This is a genomic window from Subtercola sp. YIM 133946 (assembly GCF_036553535.1).
In the GTDB taxonomy this organism is placed as follows: Bacteria; Actinomycetota; Actinomycetes; order Actinomycetales; family Microbacteriaceae; genus Subtercola.
The window spans coordinates 71,154-87,157 of record NZ_JAZHPE010000051.1 but is presented as its reverse complement, the minus strand read 5'-3'; the positions used below and the strand labels follow the sequence as shown (position 1 = coordinate 87,157).

Annotated in this window: 15 protein-coding genes and 1 pseudogene; 6 read left to right on the top strand and 10 right to left on the bottom strand. The window is 68.9% G+C overall.

What is annotated here, in order from left to right; translation table 11 throughout:
• Positions 1-60: 60 nt before the first annotated feature.
• From secD to ruvC, 5 genes and pseudogenes are all read right to left on the bottom strand, one after another.
• Positions 61-1,743, bottom strand: a pseudogene (gene secD, locus V3W46_RS18210) (protein translocase subunit SecD); the annotation flags it as partial.
• A 134-nt stretch (positions 1,744-1,877) separates the two neighbouring features.
• Positions 1,878-2,333, bottom strand: coding sequence for a preprotein translocase subunit YajC (gene yajC, locus V3W46_RS18205; RefSeq protein ID WP_331784559.1), 456 nt, complete (start codon positions 2,331-2,333; stop codon positions 1,878-1,880).
• A 79-nt stretch (positions 2,334-2,412) separates the two neighbouring features.
• The gene (gene ruvB, locus V3W46_RS18200; RefSeq protein WP_331784744.1) at positions 2,413-3,447 is read right to left on the bottom strand and encodes a Holliday junction branch migration DNA helicase RuvB; all 1,035 of its coding nucleotides are present in this window, start codon (positions 3,445-3,447) and stop codon (positions 2,413-2,415) included.
• 101 nt (positions 3,448-3,548) lie between these two features.
• Positions 3,549-4,175 carry a Holliday junction branch migration protein RuvA gene (gene ruvA, locus V3W46_RS18195; RefSeq protein WP_331784558.1) on the bottom strand — a complete coding sequence of 209 codons (627 nt, stop codon included), beginning with the start codon at positions 4,173-4,175 and terminating at the stop codon, positions 3,549-3,551.
• A gap of 293 nt (positions 4,176-4,468) precedes the next feature.
• Complete coding sequence (gene ruvC / locus V3W46_RS18190; RefSeq protein ID WP_331784557.1) at positions 4,469-5,107, bottom strand: crossover junction endodeoxyribonuclease RuvC; 639 nt, start codon at positions 5,105-5,107, stop codon at positions 4,469-4,471.
• A gap of 241 nt (positions 5,108-5,348) precedes the next feature.
• Between ruvC and V3W46_RS18185 the strand changes: the two genes are divergently transcribed.
• On the top strand, positions 5,349-6,773 hold the full coding sequence (locus V3W46_RS18185) for a sensor histidine kinase (RefSeq protein WP_331784556.1): 1,425 nt from the start codon (positions 5,349-5,351) through the stop codon (positions 6,771-6,773).
• Positions 6,758-7,408, top strand: coding sequence for a response regulator transcription factor (locus tag V3W46_RS18180; RefSeq protein ID WP_331784555.1), 651 nt, complete (start codon positions 6,758-6,760; stop codon positions 7,406-7,408). The genes V3W46_RS18185 and V3W46_RS18180 overlap by 16 nt, the downstream gene beginning before the upstream one ends.
• A 6-nt stretch (positions 7,409-7,414) precedes the next feature.
• Here the strand turns inward: V3W46_RS18180 and V3W46_RS18175 are convergent, their stop codons facing one another.
• The 5 genes from V3W46_RS18175 to thrS form a co-directional block, all read right to left on the bottom strand.
• Positions 7,415-8,173 carry a YebC/PmpR family DNA-binding transcriptional regulator gene (locus tag V3W46_RS18175; RefSeq protein WP_331784554.1) on the bottom strand — a complete coding sequence of 253 codons (759 nt, stop codon included), beginning with the start codon at positions 8,171-8,173 and terminating at the stop codon, positions 7,415-7,417.
• A 31-nt stretch (positions 8,174-8,204) separates the two neighbouring features.
• Positions 8,205-8,843, bottom strand: a complete 639-nt coding sequence (gene pdxT, locus V3W46_RS18170; RefSeq protein ID WP_331784553.1) for a pyridoxal 5'-phosphate synthase glutaminase subunit PdxT — start codon at positions 8,841-8,843, stop codon at positions 8,205-8,207.
• A complete protein-coding gene (gene pdxS / locus V3W46_RS18165; protein WP_331784552.1) occupies positions 8,833-9,735 on the bottom strand; it encodes a pyridoxal 5'-phosphate synthase lyase subunit PdxS in 903 nt (300 codons plus the stop codon). The genes pdxT and pdxS overlap by 11 nt, the downstream gene beginning before the upstream one ends.
• A 96-nt stretch (positions 9,736-9,831) precedes the next feature.
• Positions 9,832-10,392 (bottom strand): HIT family protein, encoded by a 561-nt coding sequence (locus V3W46_RS18160; RefSeq protein WP_331784551.1) that lies wholly within the window; start codon positions 10,390-10,392, stop codon positions 9,832-9,834.
• A 2-nt stretch (positions 10,393-10,394) separates the two neighbouring features.
• Positions 10,395-12,311, bottom strand: a complete 1,917-nt coding sequence (gene thrS, locus V3W46_RS18155; RefSeq protein ID WP_331784743.1) for a threonine--tRNA ligase — start codon at positions 12,309-12,311, stop codon at positions 10,395-10,397.
• Between the two features lie 161 nt (positions 12,312-12,472).
• On the opposite strand from thrS, the gene folP reads away from it, so the two are divergent.
• The 4 genes from folP to V3W46_RS18135 all read left to right on the top strand — a co-directional run bounded on the left by folP (position 12,473) and on the right by V3W46_RS18135 (position 15,942).
• Positions 12,473-13,378 carry a dihydropteroate synthase gene (folP, locus tag V3W46_RS18150; RefSeq protein ID WP_331784550.1) on the top strand — a complete coding sequence of 302 codons (906 nt, stop codon included), beginning with the start codon at positions 12,473-12,475 and terminating at the stop codon, positions 13,376-13,378.
• 8 nt (positions 13,379-13,386) lie between these two features.
• Positions 13,387-14,325, top strand: coding sequence for a pyrimidine reductase family protein (locus V3W46_RS18145; RefSeq protein WP_331784549.1), 939 nt, complete (start codon positions 13,387-13,389; stop codon positions 14,323-14,325).
• A gap of 286 nt (positions 14,326-14,611) precedes the next feature.
• Entirely contained in the window at positions 14,612-15,466 is an 855-nt protein-coding gene (locus tag V3W46_RS18140; RefSeq protein ID WP_331784548.1) for a hypothetical protein, read from the top strand.
• Positions 15,467-15,504: 38 nt separating this feature from the next.
• Entirely contained in the window at positions 15,505-15,942 is a 438-nt protein-coding gene (locus V3W46_RS18135) for a DoxX family protein (protein ID WP_331784547.1), read from the top strand.
• The last annotated feature ends 62 nt before the right edge of the window (positions 15,943-16,004 follow it).

The following is a 16,004-nucleotide window of genomic DNA, read 5'->3' as shown; positions in this document are numbered from 1 at the left end:
CACGGTCGCGCTCGAGCTGGTCGCGCCGGTCTCGCTCGCTTCGGTGTTCGAGGTGCTCGGGGTGGTGCCTGCCGGCGGATCGATGACGAGTGTCGTCGATCCTGCGGCGCGGCGCTCGGCGATGGTCTGTCGGCGAGCCGCCTCGCGACTCGAGGAGACCTGCTTGCCTCGCGCGACGGATGGCGACGGCGCCTTGAACTGGGCCCGGCCGCGGTACACGGCTCCGAGTTGCCTCGGGTCGAGCCCGCTGGCCTTGTGGCCGTCCCTGAAGAAGGGCAGCTCGGCCAGCAGCGTCATGATGGGGTGCGTGAACATGATCACGACCACCAGGTCGATGACCGTCGTCATACCGAGGGTGAGGGCGAAGCCCTTCACGCTGCCGACGGCGAGGATGTACAGAACCACGGCGGCCATCAGGTTGATGAAGTCGGAGGCGAAGATCGTTCGGATCGCGCGCTTCCATCCCGCCTGTACCGACGATTCGAGACCTCTGCCATCACGCAGTTCGTCGCGTATTCGCTCGAAGTAGACGATGAACGAGTCGGCGGTGATACCGATGGCCACGATCAGACCCGCGATGCCGGCGAGTGACAGCCGGAACCCGGCCCGCCACGAGAGCAGGTCGACCACCAGGAAGGTGAGGGTGCCGGCCACGATGAGCGAGGCGATGGTGACCGCGCCGAGCACCCGGTACTGCAGCAGCGAGTACAGCACGACCAGGATGAGCCCGATGAGCCCCGCGATCAACCCGCTGATGAGTTGCGTCGTACCGAGGGTCGCCGAGATGGTGTTCTGGCTCTGTACCGAGAAGCTGATCGGCAGGGCACCGAACTTCAGCTGGTCGGCCAGGGTCTTGGCCGTGTCGGCCGTGAAGTTGCCCGAGATTTGCGGTTCGCCGTTGGTGATCACCGCGAGCGTTCGGGGAGCCGAGATCACGTTTCCGTCGAGCACGATGGCGAACTGGTTCTGTGCACCGGTGAGGGCCGAGAGGCGGGTCGTGACGGCCGCGAACTCGCTTGTGCCCTGGTCGTTGAAGAAGATGTTGACCACGTACTGGCCGGTGGAGGCGCCCGAGCTGGTCTGCGCGACCCCGCTGGTGGCGTTCGTGACCGTCTCACCCGACACCTCGACGGGGCCGAGGATGTACTTGGCACCGTCGCTGCCGCACGCGACCAGAGGTTGATCTGCAGGTGCCTGCCCGGCATCCGTCGCCTCGGTCGAGCTGCAGTCGATGTTCAAGAACTGGTCTTCGAGCGCCGGCGTGACCCATGAGAGGTCGCTGGCGTCGGTCGGCGACGCCGTCGGGGTGCTATCGAGCCCGGGCGTGGGCGTGGTGGTCGGCGTCGTCGCCGTGTCGGTCACCAGCACCGGCCGGAACTCGAGTTTCGCCGACGCCTCGATGCGGGCGAGCGTCGCGTCGTCGGGCTTGCCCGGGATCGACACCACGATGTTCTGGCCACCCTGGGTGGAGATCTGAGCCTCGGAGACACCGCTGGCGTCGACGCGCTGCCGGATGATCGACACGGCCTGCGAGACCTGGTCGTCAGAGACGGTCTGGCCGTTCTCGAGCTTCGGGGCCAGGATGATCTCGGTGCCGCCCTCGAGGTCGAGGCCGAGTTTCGGCAACCACGAGCCACCGCCCCAGATGGCGCCAGCGGCATTGACGCCGGCGAGGGCGATGAAGATGACAAGGAGCCAGACGAGCGTGCGTCTGGCTCTCTTGACGGCGGTTGATTTTGCCACCTGTGAAACTCAGCTTTCTATAACGACCCCGAGAAACAGTACTGCACACAGACAGAACCTGAGTACCAGTCACATACTGGCACCCAGGATGTCGTGCAGGATCGTTCGACGAGTTCGCGAACGGAGGTGCGGAACTACTCGCCCGACTTCTTTTCTGACGTCGGCTTGCCGTTCTCGTCGAGCGGCACACCGTTCAGTACAGTACCCGACGTCGAGGAGTCGGTGCTCGATGAACCGGCGACTGAGCGCGGCTCGTGGATGCGCTCACCGAACTCGGGCTCACTCTGGTCGTCGATCGTGTCGACAGCGGTGTCGGCGACGGCTTCGTCTTCGGTGGGAACGACGCGGGTGACGGTCTGGCGGTGCACCTTGAGCACGGTGCCGGGCGTGGTCTCGAGCAGGATCTGGTTGTTCTCGACGTCGATGCTCAGAATCGTGCCGTACACGCCGAAGTTGGTCATGACGTAGGCGCCCTCGGCGATCTTGTTGGTGAGCTCTTCAGCCTCGCGCTTGCGCTTGCGGCTGTTTCGCACCATGAAGATGATGAGAACGGCCAGCACGGCCAGCATGATGAGGGTTAATGGGTCCATTTAAGAGTTCGAGCCTTCCAAAGATTTTCGGGTGCAGACGGCCCTCAGCATACAGAGCGGGGCTGAGCGTCAGATGAAATTATAGTTCATCCTCGAAAAGCGGCTGAGAGCCGCTCTTCTGGGCCGTTCGCGCGGTGATGTCGTCGCGCGGCTGCATGCCGAAGTGCTGCCATCCCTCTCTGGTAGCCATGCGCCCTCGGGGCGTTCTGATGATGAGGCCGATGCGCACCAGAAACGGCTCGACGACCGACTCGATCGTCTCCGACTCCTCGCCCACCGAGACGGCCAGGGTGTTGAGCCCCACAGGGCCGCCGTTGAACCGGGTGAGCAGAATCATCATGACGGCCCGGTCGAGCCGGTCGAGGCCGAGCTCGTCGACGTCGTAGAGCTCGAGGGCGGCGCGCACGACGGCACGGTTCGCCTCTCCCCCGTGCACGAGGGCATAGTCGCGCACGCGCCTGAGCAGACGGTTCGCGATGCGGGGGGTGCCGCGGGAGCGGTTCGCGATCTCGATCAGTGCGGCATCCTCTACCGAGAGCTCGAGCATGGCGGCGGCTCGGCGCAGCACGTGCACGAGCTCGTCGGCGTCGTAGAACTCGAGGTGGGCGGTGAAGCCGAACCGGTCGCGCAGCGGGTTGGGCAGCAGACCACTGCGGGTGGTCGCCCCGACGAGCGTGAACGGGGCGAGGTCGAGCGGAATCGAGGTCGCACCGGCGCCCTTGCCGACCATGATGTCGATGCGGAAGTCTTCCATCGCGAGGTAGAGCAGTTCTTCTGCCGAGCGCGCCATGCGGTGGATCTCGTCGACGAACAGCACCTCGCCGGGCACCAGGCTCGACAGCACAGCGGCGAGGTCGCCCGCGTGCTGGATGGCCGGCCCGCTCGACATGCGCAGCGGTCGCCCGCTCTCGTGCGCCACGATCATGGCCAGCGTCGTCTTGCCGAGGCCGGGCGGCCCGGCGAGCAGAATGTGGTCGGGCGTGCGGTTCTGGATGGTCGCCGCGTCGAGCAACAGCTGCAGCTGCCCGCGCACGCGCTGCTGGCCCACGAACTCGGCGAGGCTCTTCGGGCGCAGGGCTCCCTCGAAGGCCAGCTCTGCCTCAGAGCCCATCATCTCGGGCTGAAGCAGCTCGTCGGGCCGCAGCCGATCGTCGGCCGGGCGCCGTTCTGGGGCCGGTCGCTGTTCTGCCGGCGATCGCTGTTCTGCCGACCCGTTCATCGCGGCCCCGCCGTGCTCTGGCGCGGCCCCAGCTCGGTGAGCGAGCGGCGCAGCAGCACCTGCACACTGTCTTTCTCCTCATCGCTGGCGGCGGCGAGCACGGTGTCGAGGGCGTCGGATGCACTGCGATCGTTCCAGCCGAGGCCGACCAGCGCCACCAGCACGTCGTCGCGCACCGTCGCCGCCGGGGCGAACGAGGGCCGACCCGGCTGTGCCCGGGCGTACCCGGCGACCTTGCCCGTGAGCGACACGACGATGAGTTTGGCGGTCTTGGGCCCGATTCCGCTGACCCGGCGGAAGACGGCGTCGTCGTCGGCCGCGACCGCGCGGGAGATGTCGGCCGGCGAGAGCACGGCGAGCACGCCCATGGCCGACTTCGGCCCCACACCAGTGACGCCGACCAGCAGCGAGAAGATCTCGAGCGACTCGGCATCGGCGAAGCCGAACAGCGAGAGCGAGTCTTCGCGAACGATCATGCTGGTCAGCACGCGGGCCTCTTCGCCGATGCGCAGCGAGAGCGAATGCTCGGGCGTCAGCTGCACCTGGAACCCGACCCCGCCGACCTCGATGACGGCACCCGTGCCGTACAGGTCGAGCACGGTTCCACGCAGACTTGAGATCACTCCCCCACCCTACGACTCCGGGCCGACTTTCGAACACCTGTTCGCCCGGCGTGCCGCAGATCACCCCTCCCTGGTCTTCGGCCCAGCCCTCCGGTTCGCCCGTTCGGCCATCCGATCTGCGCACGAGCACGCAAAAGGGCCCCAGAACGTGCCTTTGCGCGAGTTCGACGGGTAGTGAGGGTGGCTGCGGTAGGGAGGGCGGCGCAGGGAGGCAGGCGCAGGGAGGGCAAGCGCAGGGAGGGCGGCCGCACCGAGGTGGGACGGGCGCCGCGGAGGGCGAAAAGGGCAGCGGGTCAGCGCGCGGCGCGGCGCTGGTTCGGCTGGGGCTGGCGGGCGGCCTGCTCGGCGGCGAACCACACCGCCTGGGCGCTGGTGAGGGCGGCCGCGGGGCGTTCGCGTGACAGCGCGCCGCCGTGCAGGTCGCCGCTCGAGCCCGTCGCCGTCGCGGCGAGAGCGCCCAGCGGCGATCGCCACGCGTGGCAGATCGCCAGCGCGAGAGCGTCGGCCGCGTCTGCCGGCTTCGGAATCGCCTCGAGCCGCAGGATCTTCGCGACCATCGTGCCGACCTGCTTCTTGTCGGCCTGGCCGTACCCAGTGACGGCCGCCTTGACCTCAGTGGGCGTGTGCATGCCGATCGGCAGCGAGCGTCTGACCGCGGCGAGCATGGCGATTCCGCTGACCTGTGCCGTGCCCATCACGGTGCTGACGTTCGTGTCGGCGAAGACCCGCTCGAGGGCGACGCGCGCGGGCCGGTACTCGTCGAGCATCCGTTCGATGCCGTCGCTGATGGTGAGCAGGCGGTCTTCGTGCCGCTCGCCGGCGGGGGTACGGATGACCGTGACGTGCACGAGCGTGGCACGCCGGTTCTGCGACACGTCGACGATGCCGACGCCGCAGCGGGTGAGTCCGGGGTCAATGCCTAATACACGCACGCCGCCAACCTACCCCAGGCCCGCCGGTGCGGCCGGGGGCCGGCGGGCGTGTTGGAGCGAGCCCGCGGTGGGGCCCCCGGTGCGGCCGGGGGGGCCGGCGGGCGTGTTGAAGCGAGCCTGCGGTGGGGCCAGCCCCACACCTGGCCCGGAACGGTCGCGCACCAGGCGCCCCGATCGGCAGAGTTGCCGCAGAACGAGGCCCGCTCGACCGAGCGACCAGCGAAGATGAGGAGAAGAATCGATGAGAATCGACGTGAACCAGGCGGGCACCGACCCGCACGCCGGCACCGACCGCCATACGGGTACCGACCCGCACACGGTCACCGACCCGCACACGGTCACCGACCCGCACAGGGGCACCGACCAGCACACGAGCACCGACGACAGGGAGGGGGCGGCAATGCCGAAGCAGCGGCGAGCGGTGGCCACGTGGCCGGCCGCGGTCGGGCGCGGCTTCGTGCGTTCGCTGGTGGTCGCCGTCGTCTGCCTCCTCGTGCCGGCGATGTGGGCGGCGCTGGTCGTGGTCGGCGTGCTGTTCCGGGGTGCCCCGTGGTCGTGGTTCGCGCTGATCGTACTCGGCGCCGTGTGGGCGTACACCCTGGCGCGAACGGTCGCCCGGTTCACCCGCGGCCTCGTGCGCCGGTACACCGGCATCGCGATCGACGGCGGGTACCGCCGGCCAGAGCCGATCATCCAGCTGGCCACCGGCTATTGGTGGAACGGCTACACCTACGCCAAGACCCGCCGCCAGTCGCAGCAGGAGCAGGATGTTCGGCGCCGGTTCGCCGACCCCGCCAGCTGGCGCGACCTGCGCTGGGTCGTGCTCGCACCCGCAGCCGGCGTGGTGGCCGCGGTGCCGGCAGCGGCGGTGGCCGCAGCGATCGTGGTCGTTCTGCAGCCCGCCGTCGGCGTGTGGATGTTCGGCGTGCTGCTGCTCGCCATCGCCGTCGTCACGGCACCCTTCGCCTGGCGGCCGCTCGTGCCGCTGGCCGTGCGCTGGCTGCAGCCCTCGCCCACCGCCGAGCTGGCCGAACGGGTGCGTGATCTCACCGAACAGCGGGCGGATGCGACCGTGGCTCAGGCGGCAGAGATCCGCCGCATCGAACGCGACCTGCACGACGGCGCTCAGGCCCGCCTGGTCGCCCTCGGGCTCTCGCTGGCCACCGCCGAGAGACTGATCGACACCGACCCCGCGGGGGCGGCGGAGCTGATCCGCGAGGCGCGGGCGGGGGCATCCACGTCGCTGGCCGAGCTGCGGGAGCTGGTGCGCGGCATCAACCCGCCCGTGCTGACCGAGCGCGGGCTCGTCGACGCGGTTCGGGCGCTCGCGCTCGACAGCCCGGTCGAGGTGGTCGTGGCCAGCGACCTGACGGCGCGGCTCGACGCTCCGATCGAGTCGGCGCTGTACTTCGCCGTCGCCGAACTGCTGGCGAACGTCGCTCGGCACTCGGGTGCGCGACGCGCCAGCGTCGTCATCCGGCGCGATGCGACCGCGATCGCCATCGAGGTCGGTGACGACGGTCACGGCGGCGCGAACGTCTCGCCGGGCGGCGGGCTCGACGGTCTCGGCCGGCGCCTCGCGGTGTTCGACGGCACGGTGACGGTGGCGAGCCCGGCCGGCGGCCCGACCACGGTGACACTGGAGGTGCCGTGCGCGTCGTCGTAGCAGAAGACCTCTACCTGCTGCGCGACGGAATCGTGCGGCTGGTGGAGGCCTACGGCCACGAGGTGGTCGCCACGGCGGCGACCGGGCCCGAGACCCTGCACGCACTCGTCGCCTGGCGCCCCGACGTGGCCATCGTCGACGTGCGCATGCCCCCCACGAACACCGACGAGGGGCTGCAGGCGGCTCTGGATGCCCGGCGAACCGTGCCCGGGCTGCCCGTGCTGATTCTCTCGCAGCACGTCGAGCAGCTCTACGCTCGCGAACTGCTGGCCGACCGGGCCGGCGGCGTCGGCTACCTGCTCAAGGAGAGTGTGTTCAACGCCGAGCAGTTCATGGCGGCGCTCGAACGTGTGGCCGGCGGAGGCACCGCGCTCGACCCTGTCGTGGTGCAGAAGTTGCTCGCCGCCCGGCCCGCGGCGAGACCGACCGCGATGCTCACCGACCGGGAGCGCGCCGTGCTCGCGCTAATGGCCGAGGGGCTCTCGAACCAGGCGATCGCGAGGCGGCTCCACCTCAGCGAGGGCGCCATCGGCAAGTACACGACCTCGACGTTCGAGAAGCTCGGCCTCAGCGACGACACCGACACCAACCGCCGCGTGCGGGCGGTGCTCGCCTATCTCAGTGAGCCGCGGTAGGGCAGGTCAGTCGTTCTCGAGCTCGGCCTGCACCTCGGGGGTGAGGTCGAAGTTCGAGTAGACGTTCTGCACGTCGTCGTTGTCTTCGAGGGCATCGATGAGGCGGAACACCTTGCGCGCGGTCTCGGCGTCGACCTCGACCTTGAGGCTCGGCACGAACTCGATGTCGGCCGACTCGTAGTCGATGCCGGCGTCTTGCAGCGCGGTGCGGTTGGCCACCAGGTCGCTCGGCTCGGTGAGCACCTCGAACTCGGGCCCGTGGTCGATGACCTCTTCGGCGCCCGAGTCGAGCACCGCGAGCATCACGTCGTCTTCGCTGAGCGTCGGGGTGTGCTCGACCTTGATGACACCCTTGCGATGGAAGTTGTAGGCCACGCTGCCCGGGTCGCCCATGGTGCCGCCGTTGCGCGAGACGATCGCCCGAACATCGGCTGCCGCCCGGTTCTTGTTGTCGGTGAGGCACTCGATGAGCATCGCGACACCGTTCGCCGCGTACCCCTCGTAGATGATGGTCTGGTAGTCGACGGCGTCGGAACCGACACCCGCGCCGCGCTTGACGGCCCGGTCGATGAGGTCTTTCGGAACCGAGGTCTTCTTCGCCTTCTGAACGGCGTCGACGAGGGTGGGGTTGCCCGAGAGATCGGCGCCGCCCAGCTTCGCGGCCACCTCGATGTTCTTGATCAGCTTGGCGAACGACTTCGCACGGCGGGCGTCGGTGACCGCCTTCTGGTGCTTGGTGGTTGCCCACTTGGAATGACCTGACATGGTGTTCTCCTTGAAAATCCTGCGCTTCAGTCTAAATGAACTCGAGCACGCGGTCGTAGAACCGGCGGTGGAAGCGGTGGTCGTCGGTCATCTCGGGGTGGAACGACGTGCCGAGCAGGTTGCCCTGCTCCACGGCGATCACCCGGCCGTCGTCGAGCTGGCCGAGAACGGATGCCCGCTCCCCCACCTTCTCGACCACCGGCGCCCTGATGAACACGGCGTGCACCGGCGGCTCACCGAGCTCGGCGATGTCGATGTCGACCTCGAACGACTCCTTCTGGCTGCCGAAGGCGTTGCGGCGCACCTCGATGTCGAGGCCGCCGACGCTCTGCTGGCCCTGGATTCCGTCGAGCACGGTGTCGGCGAGCATGATGAGGCCCGCACAGGTGCCGTAGACCGGCAGCCCGTCGGCGATGGCCTTCTTCAGCGGCTCGGCCAGGCCGAACATGCGCGAGAGCTTGTCGATGACGCTCGACTCGCCACCGGGTATGACGAGGCCCGACACGCGTTCCAGCTCTTCGGGTCGGCGAACAGTGATGACGTCGGCGCCGAAGGAGCGCAAGACGTTGGCGTGCTCACGGAAGTCGCCCTGCAGGGCCAGCACGCCGACGGTGGCTGCGTGCTGCCGGGGCCGCTCAGCGATCGGAGGCGCCGTCGCGCTACCAGCCACGCTCGGAGAGGCGGTGGGGAGCTGCGAGGTCGGCGACGTTGATGCCGACCATGGCCTCACCCAGCCCGCGCGAGGCCTCGGCGATGACCTGCGGGTCGTCGTAGAAGGTGGTGGCCTTGACGATGGCGGCGGCGCGCTTGGCGGGATCGCCAGACTTGAACACGCCCGAACCGACGAACACGCCGTCGGCGCCGAGCTGCATCATCATGGCCGCGTCGGCCGGCGTCGCGACGCCGCCCGCGGTGAACAGCACGACGGGCAGCTTGCCCGTCTCGGCGATCTCGACGACGAGCTCGTAGGGCGCCTGCAGCTCCTTCGAGGCGACGTAGAGCTCGTCGGGTGCCATGGAGCGGAGCGCGCGGATCTCGCCGAGGATCTTGCGGATGTGCTTGGTCGCCTCAGAGACGTCGCCGGTACCGGCCTCGCCTTTCGAGCGGATCATCGCGGCGCCCTCGTTGATGCGGCGCAGGGCCTCGCCGAGGTTGGTCGCGCCGCAGACGAACGGCACGGTGAAGTTCCACTTGTCGATGTGGTTCACATAGTCGGCCGGGCTCAGCACCTCCGACTCGTCGATGTAGTCGACGTCGAGTGCCTGCAGGATCTGCGCCTCGACGAAGTGGCCGATGCGGGCCTTCGCCATGACCGGGATCGACACGGCCGAGACGATGCCGTCGATGAGGTCGGGGTCGCTCATGCGGGCGACGCCACCCTGCGAACGGATGTCGGCCGGCACCCGCTCGAGCGCCATCACCGCGACCGCTCCGGCGTCTTCGGCGATACGCGCCTGGTCGGCGTTCACGACGTCCATGATGACACCGCCCTTCAGCATTTCTGCGAGGCCGCGTTTGACGCGGCTCGAGCCGACGGAGGAAGTGGGGGTGGAGTCAGTCATAGTGCTTTCTATTCTATTCGGGCCGCTGGTTGAGTAGCTCCGCAGGAGCGTATCGAAACCCGGTCGAGACGTTCCGGTTTCGATACGCGCCCCGCGCTACTCAACCGGCGACGTGGGCCAGGCGGCGGCGATGGACGCGCGAACCTCGCCGAGTAGCTGCGGCAGCGCCTTGGTCTTGGCGATGATCGGGAAGAAGTTGGCGTCGGTGGCCCAGCGCGGAACGACGTGCTGGTGCAGGTGGTCGGCGATGCCGGCACCTGCGATGCGGCCCTGGTTCATGCCGATGTTGAAGCCGTCGCTCTTCGACACCTCACGCACCACCCGCATGGCCGTCTGGGTCAGCGTAGCGATCTCGTCGGTCTCCTCCGGCGTGGCCTGGTCATAGAGCGACACATGGCGGTACGGGCAGACCAGCAGGTGGCCGCTGTTGTATGGAAACAGGTTGAGCAGCACATAGGCGTAGGTTCCCCTGGCCACGATGAGGGCGTCTTCGTCGCTCATGGTCGGCGCCACGCAGAACGGGCAGGCGTCTTCGTGAGGCTGCGTGCCGTTCTGGATGTACACCATGCGATGCGGGGTCCAGAGCCGCTGGAACTCGTCGGGCACGCCCGCCAGGTGCTCCGAGCCGATGATCTCGACCTTCTCGATGTCATCCACCGTCAGATCTGGCCCTGGCTGGTGACCTGCAGCCTGTTCTCGATCGACGCCACGATTCTGTCGACCGCCTCGGCCACCGGCACGTTGTTCTGCTGCGTGCCGTCGCGAAAACGGAAGCTGACCGACCCGGCGGCGCGGTCTTCCTCGCCGACGATGAGCTGGAACGGCACCTTGTTCTTGGTGTGCGTGCGGATCTTCTTCTGCATGCGGTCGGCAGAGGCATCCATCTCGGCCCGCACACCCCGCGCCTTCAGCTGCCTGATCACGTCGCCCAGGTACTCCTCGTACTGCTCGGCCACCGGGATGCCGACGACCTGCACGGGCGAGAGCCACACCGGGAACGCACCGGCGTAGTGCTCGGTGAGCAGCCCGAAGAACCGCTCGACCGAACCGAACAGTGCGCGATGGATCATCACCGGGCGCTTCTTCGTACCGTCGCTCGCGGTGTACTCCAGCTCGAAGCGCTCAGGCATGTTGAAGTCGAGTTGGATGGTCGACATCTGCCAGGTGCGGCCGATGGCGTCGCGCGCCTGAACCGAGATCTTCGGGCCGTAGAACGCCGCTCCCGCGGGGTCTGGCACCAGCTCGAGCCCGGAGGCGGCGGCGACTTCGGCGAGCGTGTCGGTCGCCTCCTTCCACACCTCGTCGCTGCCCACGTACTTCTCGTCGTTGCGGGTCGACAGCTCGAGGTAGAAGTCGTCGAGACCGTAGTCCTTCAGCAGCCCGAGCACGAAGGTGAGCAGGCTGGTGAGCTCGGTCTTCATGTCTTCCTGGGTGGTGAAGATGTGCGCGTCGTCCTGCGTCATGCCGCGCACGCGGGTGAGCCCGTGCACGACGCCCGACTTCTCGTAGCGGTAGACCGTGCCGAACTCGAACATGCGAAGCGGCAGGTCGCGGTACGACCGCCCGGAGGATTCGAAGATGAGGCAGTGGAACGGGCAGTTCATGGGCTTCAGGTAGTAGTCGGCGCCCTGCCGGGTGATCTCGCCCTCTTCGTTGCGCGCCTCGTCGAGCTGCATCGGCGGGAACATCGAGTCTTTGTAGAAGCCGAGGTGGCCCGAGGTCTCGAACAGGTTCGACTTGGTGATGTGCGGCGAGTAGACGAAGTCGTAGCCCTCGACCTCATGGCGCTTTCGCGAGTAGTCCTCCATCTCGCGGCGGATGATGCCGCCCTTCGGGTGGAACACCGCCAGCCCCGACCCGATCTTGTCGGGGAACGAGAACAGATCGAGCTCGGCGCCGAGGCGGCGGTGGTCGCGCTTCGCGGCCTCCTCCTGCCGGGCCTGGTAGGCGCGCAACTCGTCTTTGGTGGGCCACGCGGTGCCGTAGATGCGCTGCAGCTGCGGGTTCTTCTCAGATCCCCGCCAGTAGGCCGCCGCCAGGCGGGTGAGCGCGAAACCGTTGCCGATCATGCGTGTGTTCGGCAGGTGCGGGCCGCGGCAGAGGTCTTTCCAGACCGTCTCGCCGGTCTTCGGGTCGACGTTGTCGTAGATGGTGAGTTCGGCGCCGCCGACCTCGACCGACTCGTCTTCTGCCGTCGAACCGCCCTTGATGCCGATGAGCTCGAGCTTGTACGGCTCGTTCGCCAGCTCGGCGCGCGCCTCGTCGTCGGTGACCACCCGGCGCACGAAGCGCTGGCCCTGGCGGATGATGCGTTCCATCGCCTTCTCGAGGGTCTTCAGGTCGTCGGGGGTGAACGGCTCGGCCACCCCGAAGTCGTAGTAGAAGCCGTCAGTGACGGGCGGGCCGATGCCGAGCTTCGCCTCCGGGTTGATCGACTGCACCGCCTGCGCCATCACATGAGTGGCGGAGTGGCGCAGGATGTTCAGGCCGTCGGGCGACGAGATCGGAACAGGCTCGACGAAGTCACCCGGAGTGACCGTCGTCGCCAGGTCGCGGAGTTCGCCGTTGACCTTCATGGCCACGACCGTTCGGTCGGTGAACAGTTCGAATCCGGTGAATTCGGCCTCGACCTGGATGATGTCACTCACGTACCGTGTGCTCCTAGCGATTGGTTCTCGTCGTTCAGTCAACTTTAGCGCCGCGTAAACTCGGCCCCGACCGCGCGAAATGGAGTTGTGTGTTGCAGAACGACCCGGCGAGTATCGCGCTGCCGCCGCTGGCGATCCCCGTTCGCACCATCGGGCGGCGCACCTTCGACTTCTCGCGACAGATCGCTGTGATGGCGATCGTGAACCGAACCCCCGACTCCTTCTACGACGATTGCGCCACGTACGAACTGGATCGGGCCGTCGAGGCAGCGGTGCAGGCTGCGAACGACGGCGCCGACTGGGTCGACATCGGCGGCGTTCCGTTCGCCCCGGGCCCGGAGGTGCCGGTCGACGAGGAGCTCGCACGGGTGATTCCGGTGATCGAGGCGCTCGCCGTCGAGAGCGACGTGGTCGTGTCGGTCGATACGTTTCGGCCCGAGGTCGCGGCGGCGGCCATCGCGGCGGGGGCCTCGGTGATCAACGACACCACGGGCATCCACGACCCCCGGCTGGCCCGGGTCGTCGGTGACAGCGAGGCGACGCTCGTCATCACGCACAGCCTGGCCCGACCGCGCCGGCCGTACCCCCGTCCGCATTACCACGACGTGGGTTCGCAGGTGGCCGGCTTTCTGCGTGACCGCATCGACGTCGCCCGGGCGAACGGTGTGCCCGACGAGCGCATCGTGCTCGACCCGGGCCACGACCTCAACAAGAACACCCGCCAGACGCTCGAGCTGACCAGGCGGTTCGGTGAGATCACCGCGCTCGGCTACCCGACGCTGGCCGCCGTGTCGAACAAAGACTTCGTCGGCGAGGCACTGGGGCGACCGAAGGGCGAGCGGCTCGCCGGGTCGCTGGCCGCCGCGACGGTGAGCGCCCTGCTCGGCGCCCGCATCGTGCGAATGCACAACGTGCGCGAGGCGGTCGATGCCATGCGCATGGTGGAGGCTGTTCTGGGCTGGCGTGAGCCCGTCTTCGAGACCCACAACCTATAGGGAATGACGTGAGCGACGACCCCATCGTGCAGCTGTACCCGACTGCCACGCCCGCGGGTGCGGCCGGCGTGGGTGCGGCCAGCATGGGTGCGGCCGGCATGGGTGCGGCCGGTGCGGGTGCGGCCGGCGTGGGTGCGGCCGACATGGGTGCGGCCGGCGGGGGTGCTGCCGGCTGGAGTGCGGCCGGCGTAGGTGCCGCACGAACCCCGGGCGCCCTCACCGACACCGACCTGCTCGCGCTGTACGCCCCCGCCGAGCGCTCGGTGCCGTCGGTGCGAGCCAACTTCATCTCGTCGATCGACGGTTCGGCCACCGCCGGCGGGCTCTCGGGCGGCGGGCTCTCGAGCGGCCTCGGTGCGCCGGCCGACAAGCGCGTCTTCGACCTGCAGCGCCAGCTCTGCGACGTGGTGCTGGTGGGCGCGGGCACCGTTCGGTCAGAGGGGTACGGCGCGATGCTGCTGGGGCCGGATGCCCGGAGCTGGCGCGTCGCGAACGGGCTGCCCGAGCATCCGACGTTCGCCATCGTCTCGGGCCGCCTCGACCTCGACCCGGCCAGTGACGTGTTCGCCAAAGCCCCGGTTCGTCCGGTCGTGCTGACCGCCCGCTCGGCCGGCGCCGCAAAACGTAAAGAACTCGAGCGGGTCGCCGATGTGGTCGACTGCGGCGAGACCCGGGTCGACGCCGAAGCACTCATCGCCGCCCTCACCGCGCGCGGACTGCTGCGGGTGCACTGCGAGGGCGGCCCGTCGCTGCTCGGCTCGCTGGTGGCCGCCGACCTGCTCGACGAGCTCTGCCTCACCGTCAGCCCTGCGCTCGAAGGTGGGGCCGGGCCTCGCATCGTGACGGCGGGCGGGAAGGCGATCGCTCTGCGCCCGATGGGGCTCGACCATGTGCTTCTCGCGGGCAGCATGCTGCTGACCAAGTACTCGAGGCGCCGCCGGGGCTAGGCTGGCGCCCGTTATGCCGACCTCAGCAACGACGAACGCCACCACGACCCTGTCGTCTCGACCGGCGAGCTGCCGGCCTCTCCGACCTGCTGGGGCTGAACCTGGCCGCGTGGGGGCGGTGGGGGCGGCGGTAAGGGCGGCGGCATCGCGCTAGCCGGCGGCAAAGCGGGCAGGCGGCGGGCCGCAGCCGGTTGCATCCCCGGGCCGGCGAGTCTGAGAGTTCTCTCAGCAGACGCGATGGCCGCGCGACTAGGTTGGTGGCCACACCTGACCTGAGGAGCGGCTCATGGGATTCTTCGATCGACTGTTCGGGCGCGACGAGGCGCCGGCCGGGTCGGTGCCGTCGGCCGGCTCCACTGGGTCTGCTGGGCCGACAGGGTCTACCGCGCCGACTGGGTCTACCGGGCCTAGGGCGACCGCCGGCTCTGCCGCGAAGAAGACCGACGACGAGATCGCAGTCGAACGGTACCGCTACCTGCTGCGTACCGCTCCCCCGGAGACGATCGAAGAGGTTCACCGTGAGGCGTTCGCCAAGCTGACGCCGAAGCAGCGCGACCTGATCTTCACCGAACTGACCGCGAACGCTCCGGCCGGCGATGCCCCGGCAGACGCGTCGACCGAATCGCTCGCGCGCTCGGCGACGCGCTCAGAACTGCGCCAACCCGGCGTGCTCGAGCGGTCGTTCGGCGGCCGTGGCTCGATGGGAGGTGCCGGCGGCGGCATGGGCTTCGGTGGCATGTTCGCGAGCTCGCTGCTCGGCTCGGTGGCGGGCTACGTCATCGGTTCGGCGATCGCACAGGCATTCATCCCCGACTCTGTCGGCAGCGACGCCAACGCCGACGGCACGAACGGAGACGGTACGAACGCAGACGGCACTGATCAGCCTGCCGACGCTGGCGGCTCCGACGCCGACGGCACGGCCCAGACGGCCGACGCGGGCAGCAGCGACACCAGCGCCGACGGCACCACGGCCGATGTCTCGAACGCCGGCGCAGACTACTCCGCCACCGGTGCCGACTACTCGCATGGCGACGGCTCGGGCGACTTCGGTGGCGACACCGGTGGCGACACCGGCGGAGACTTCGGCGGTGACATGGGCGGCGACTTCGGCGGCGATTTCGGTGGCGACTTCGGGTTCTGACCGAGCGTCGGCACCCCAGGCGTGCGAGAGAATGAGCCATGAGCAAACTCGCCGCCCTCGTCGCCCGCCCGCCCGTCTCGACCTCGCAGACCGTCGCCCGCCTGCTGCTCGGCGGGGTGCTCGCCTTCGCCGGAATCAGCCACCTCACGCGCGCCCGCCAGGAGTTCCAGGCGCAGGTGCCCACCTGGGTGCCGCTTCCGGCCGACACGGTGGTCGTGGCGTCGGGCGTCGTCGAAGTGGGGCTGGGCACAGCGCTGCTCGCGCTGCCGAAGCAGCGCGTCTCTGTCGGGCTGGTGGCGGCGGCCTTCTTCATCGCGATCTTTCCCGGCAACATCTCGCAGCTCGTGACGCACACCGACGCGTTCCGGCTGAACTCCGACCGCGCCCGTGCCCTTCGTCTCATCTTCCAGCCGCTGCTCGTGCTCTGGGCCCTCTGGTCGACCGGCGCCCTGAAGGCGCTGAGCGCCGCCCGCTGAGCGCGCCCGCTGAGCGGCGCCGCCTGTGCGCCGCCCGCCTGCGCACCACCCGCCTGAGCACC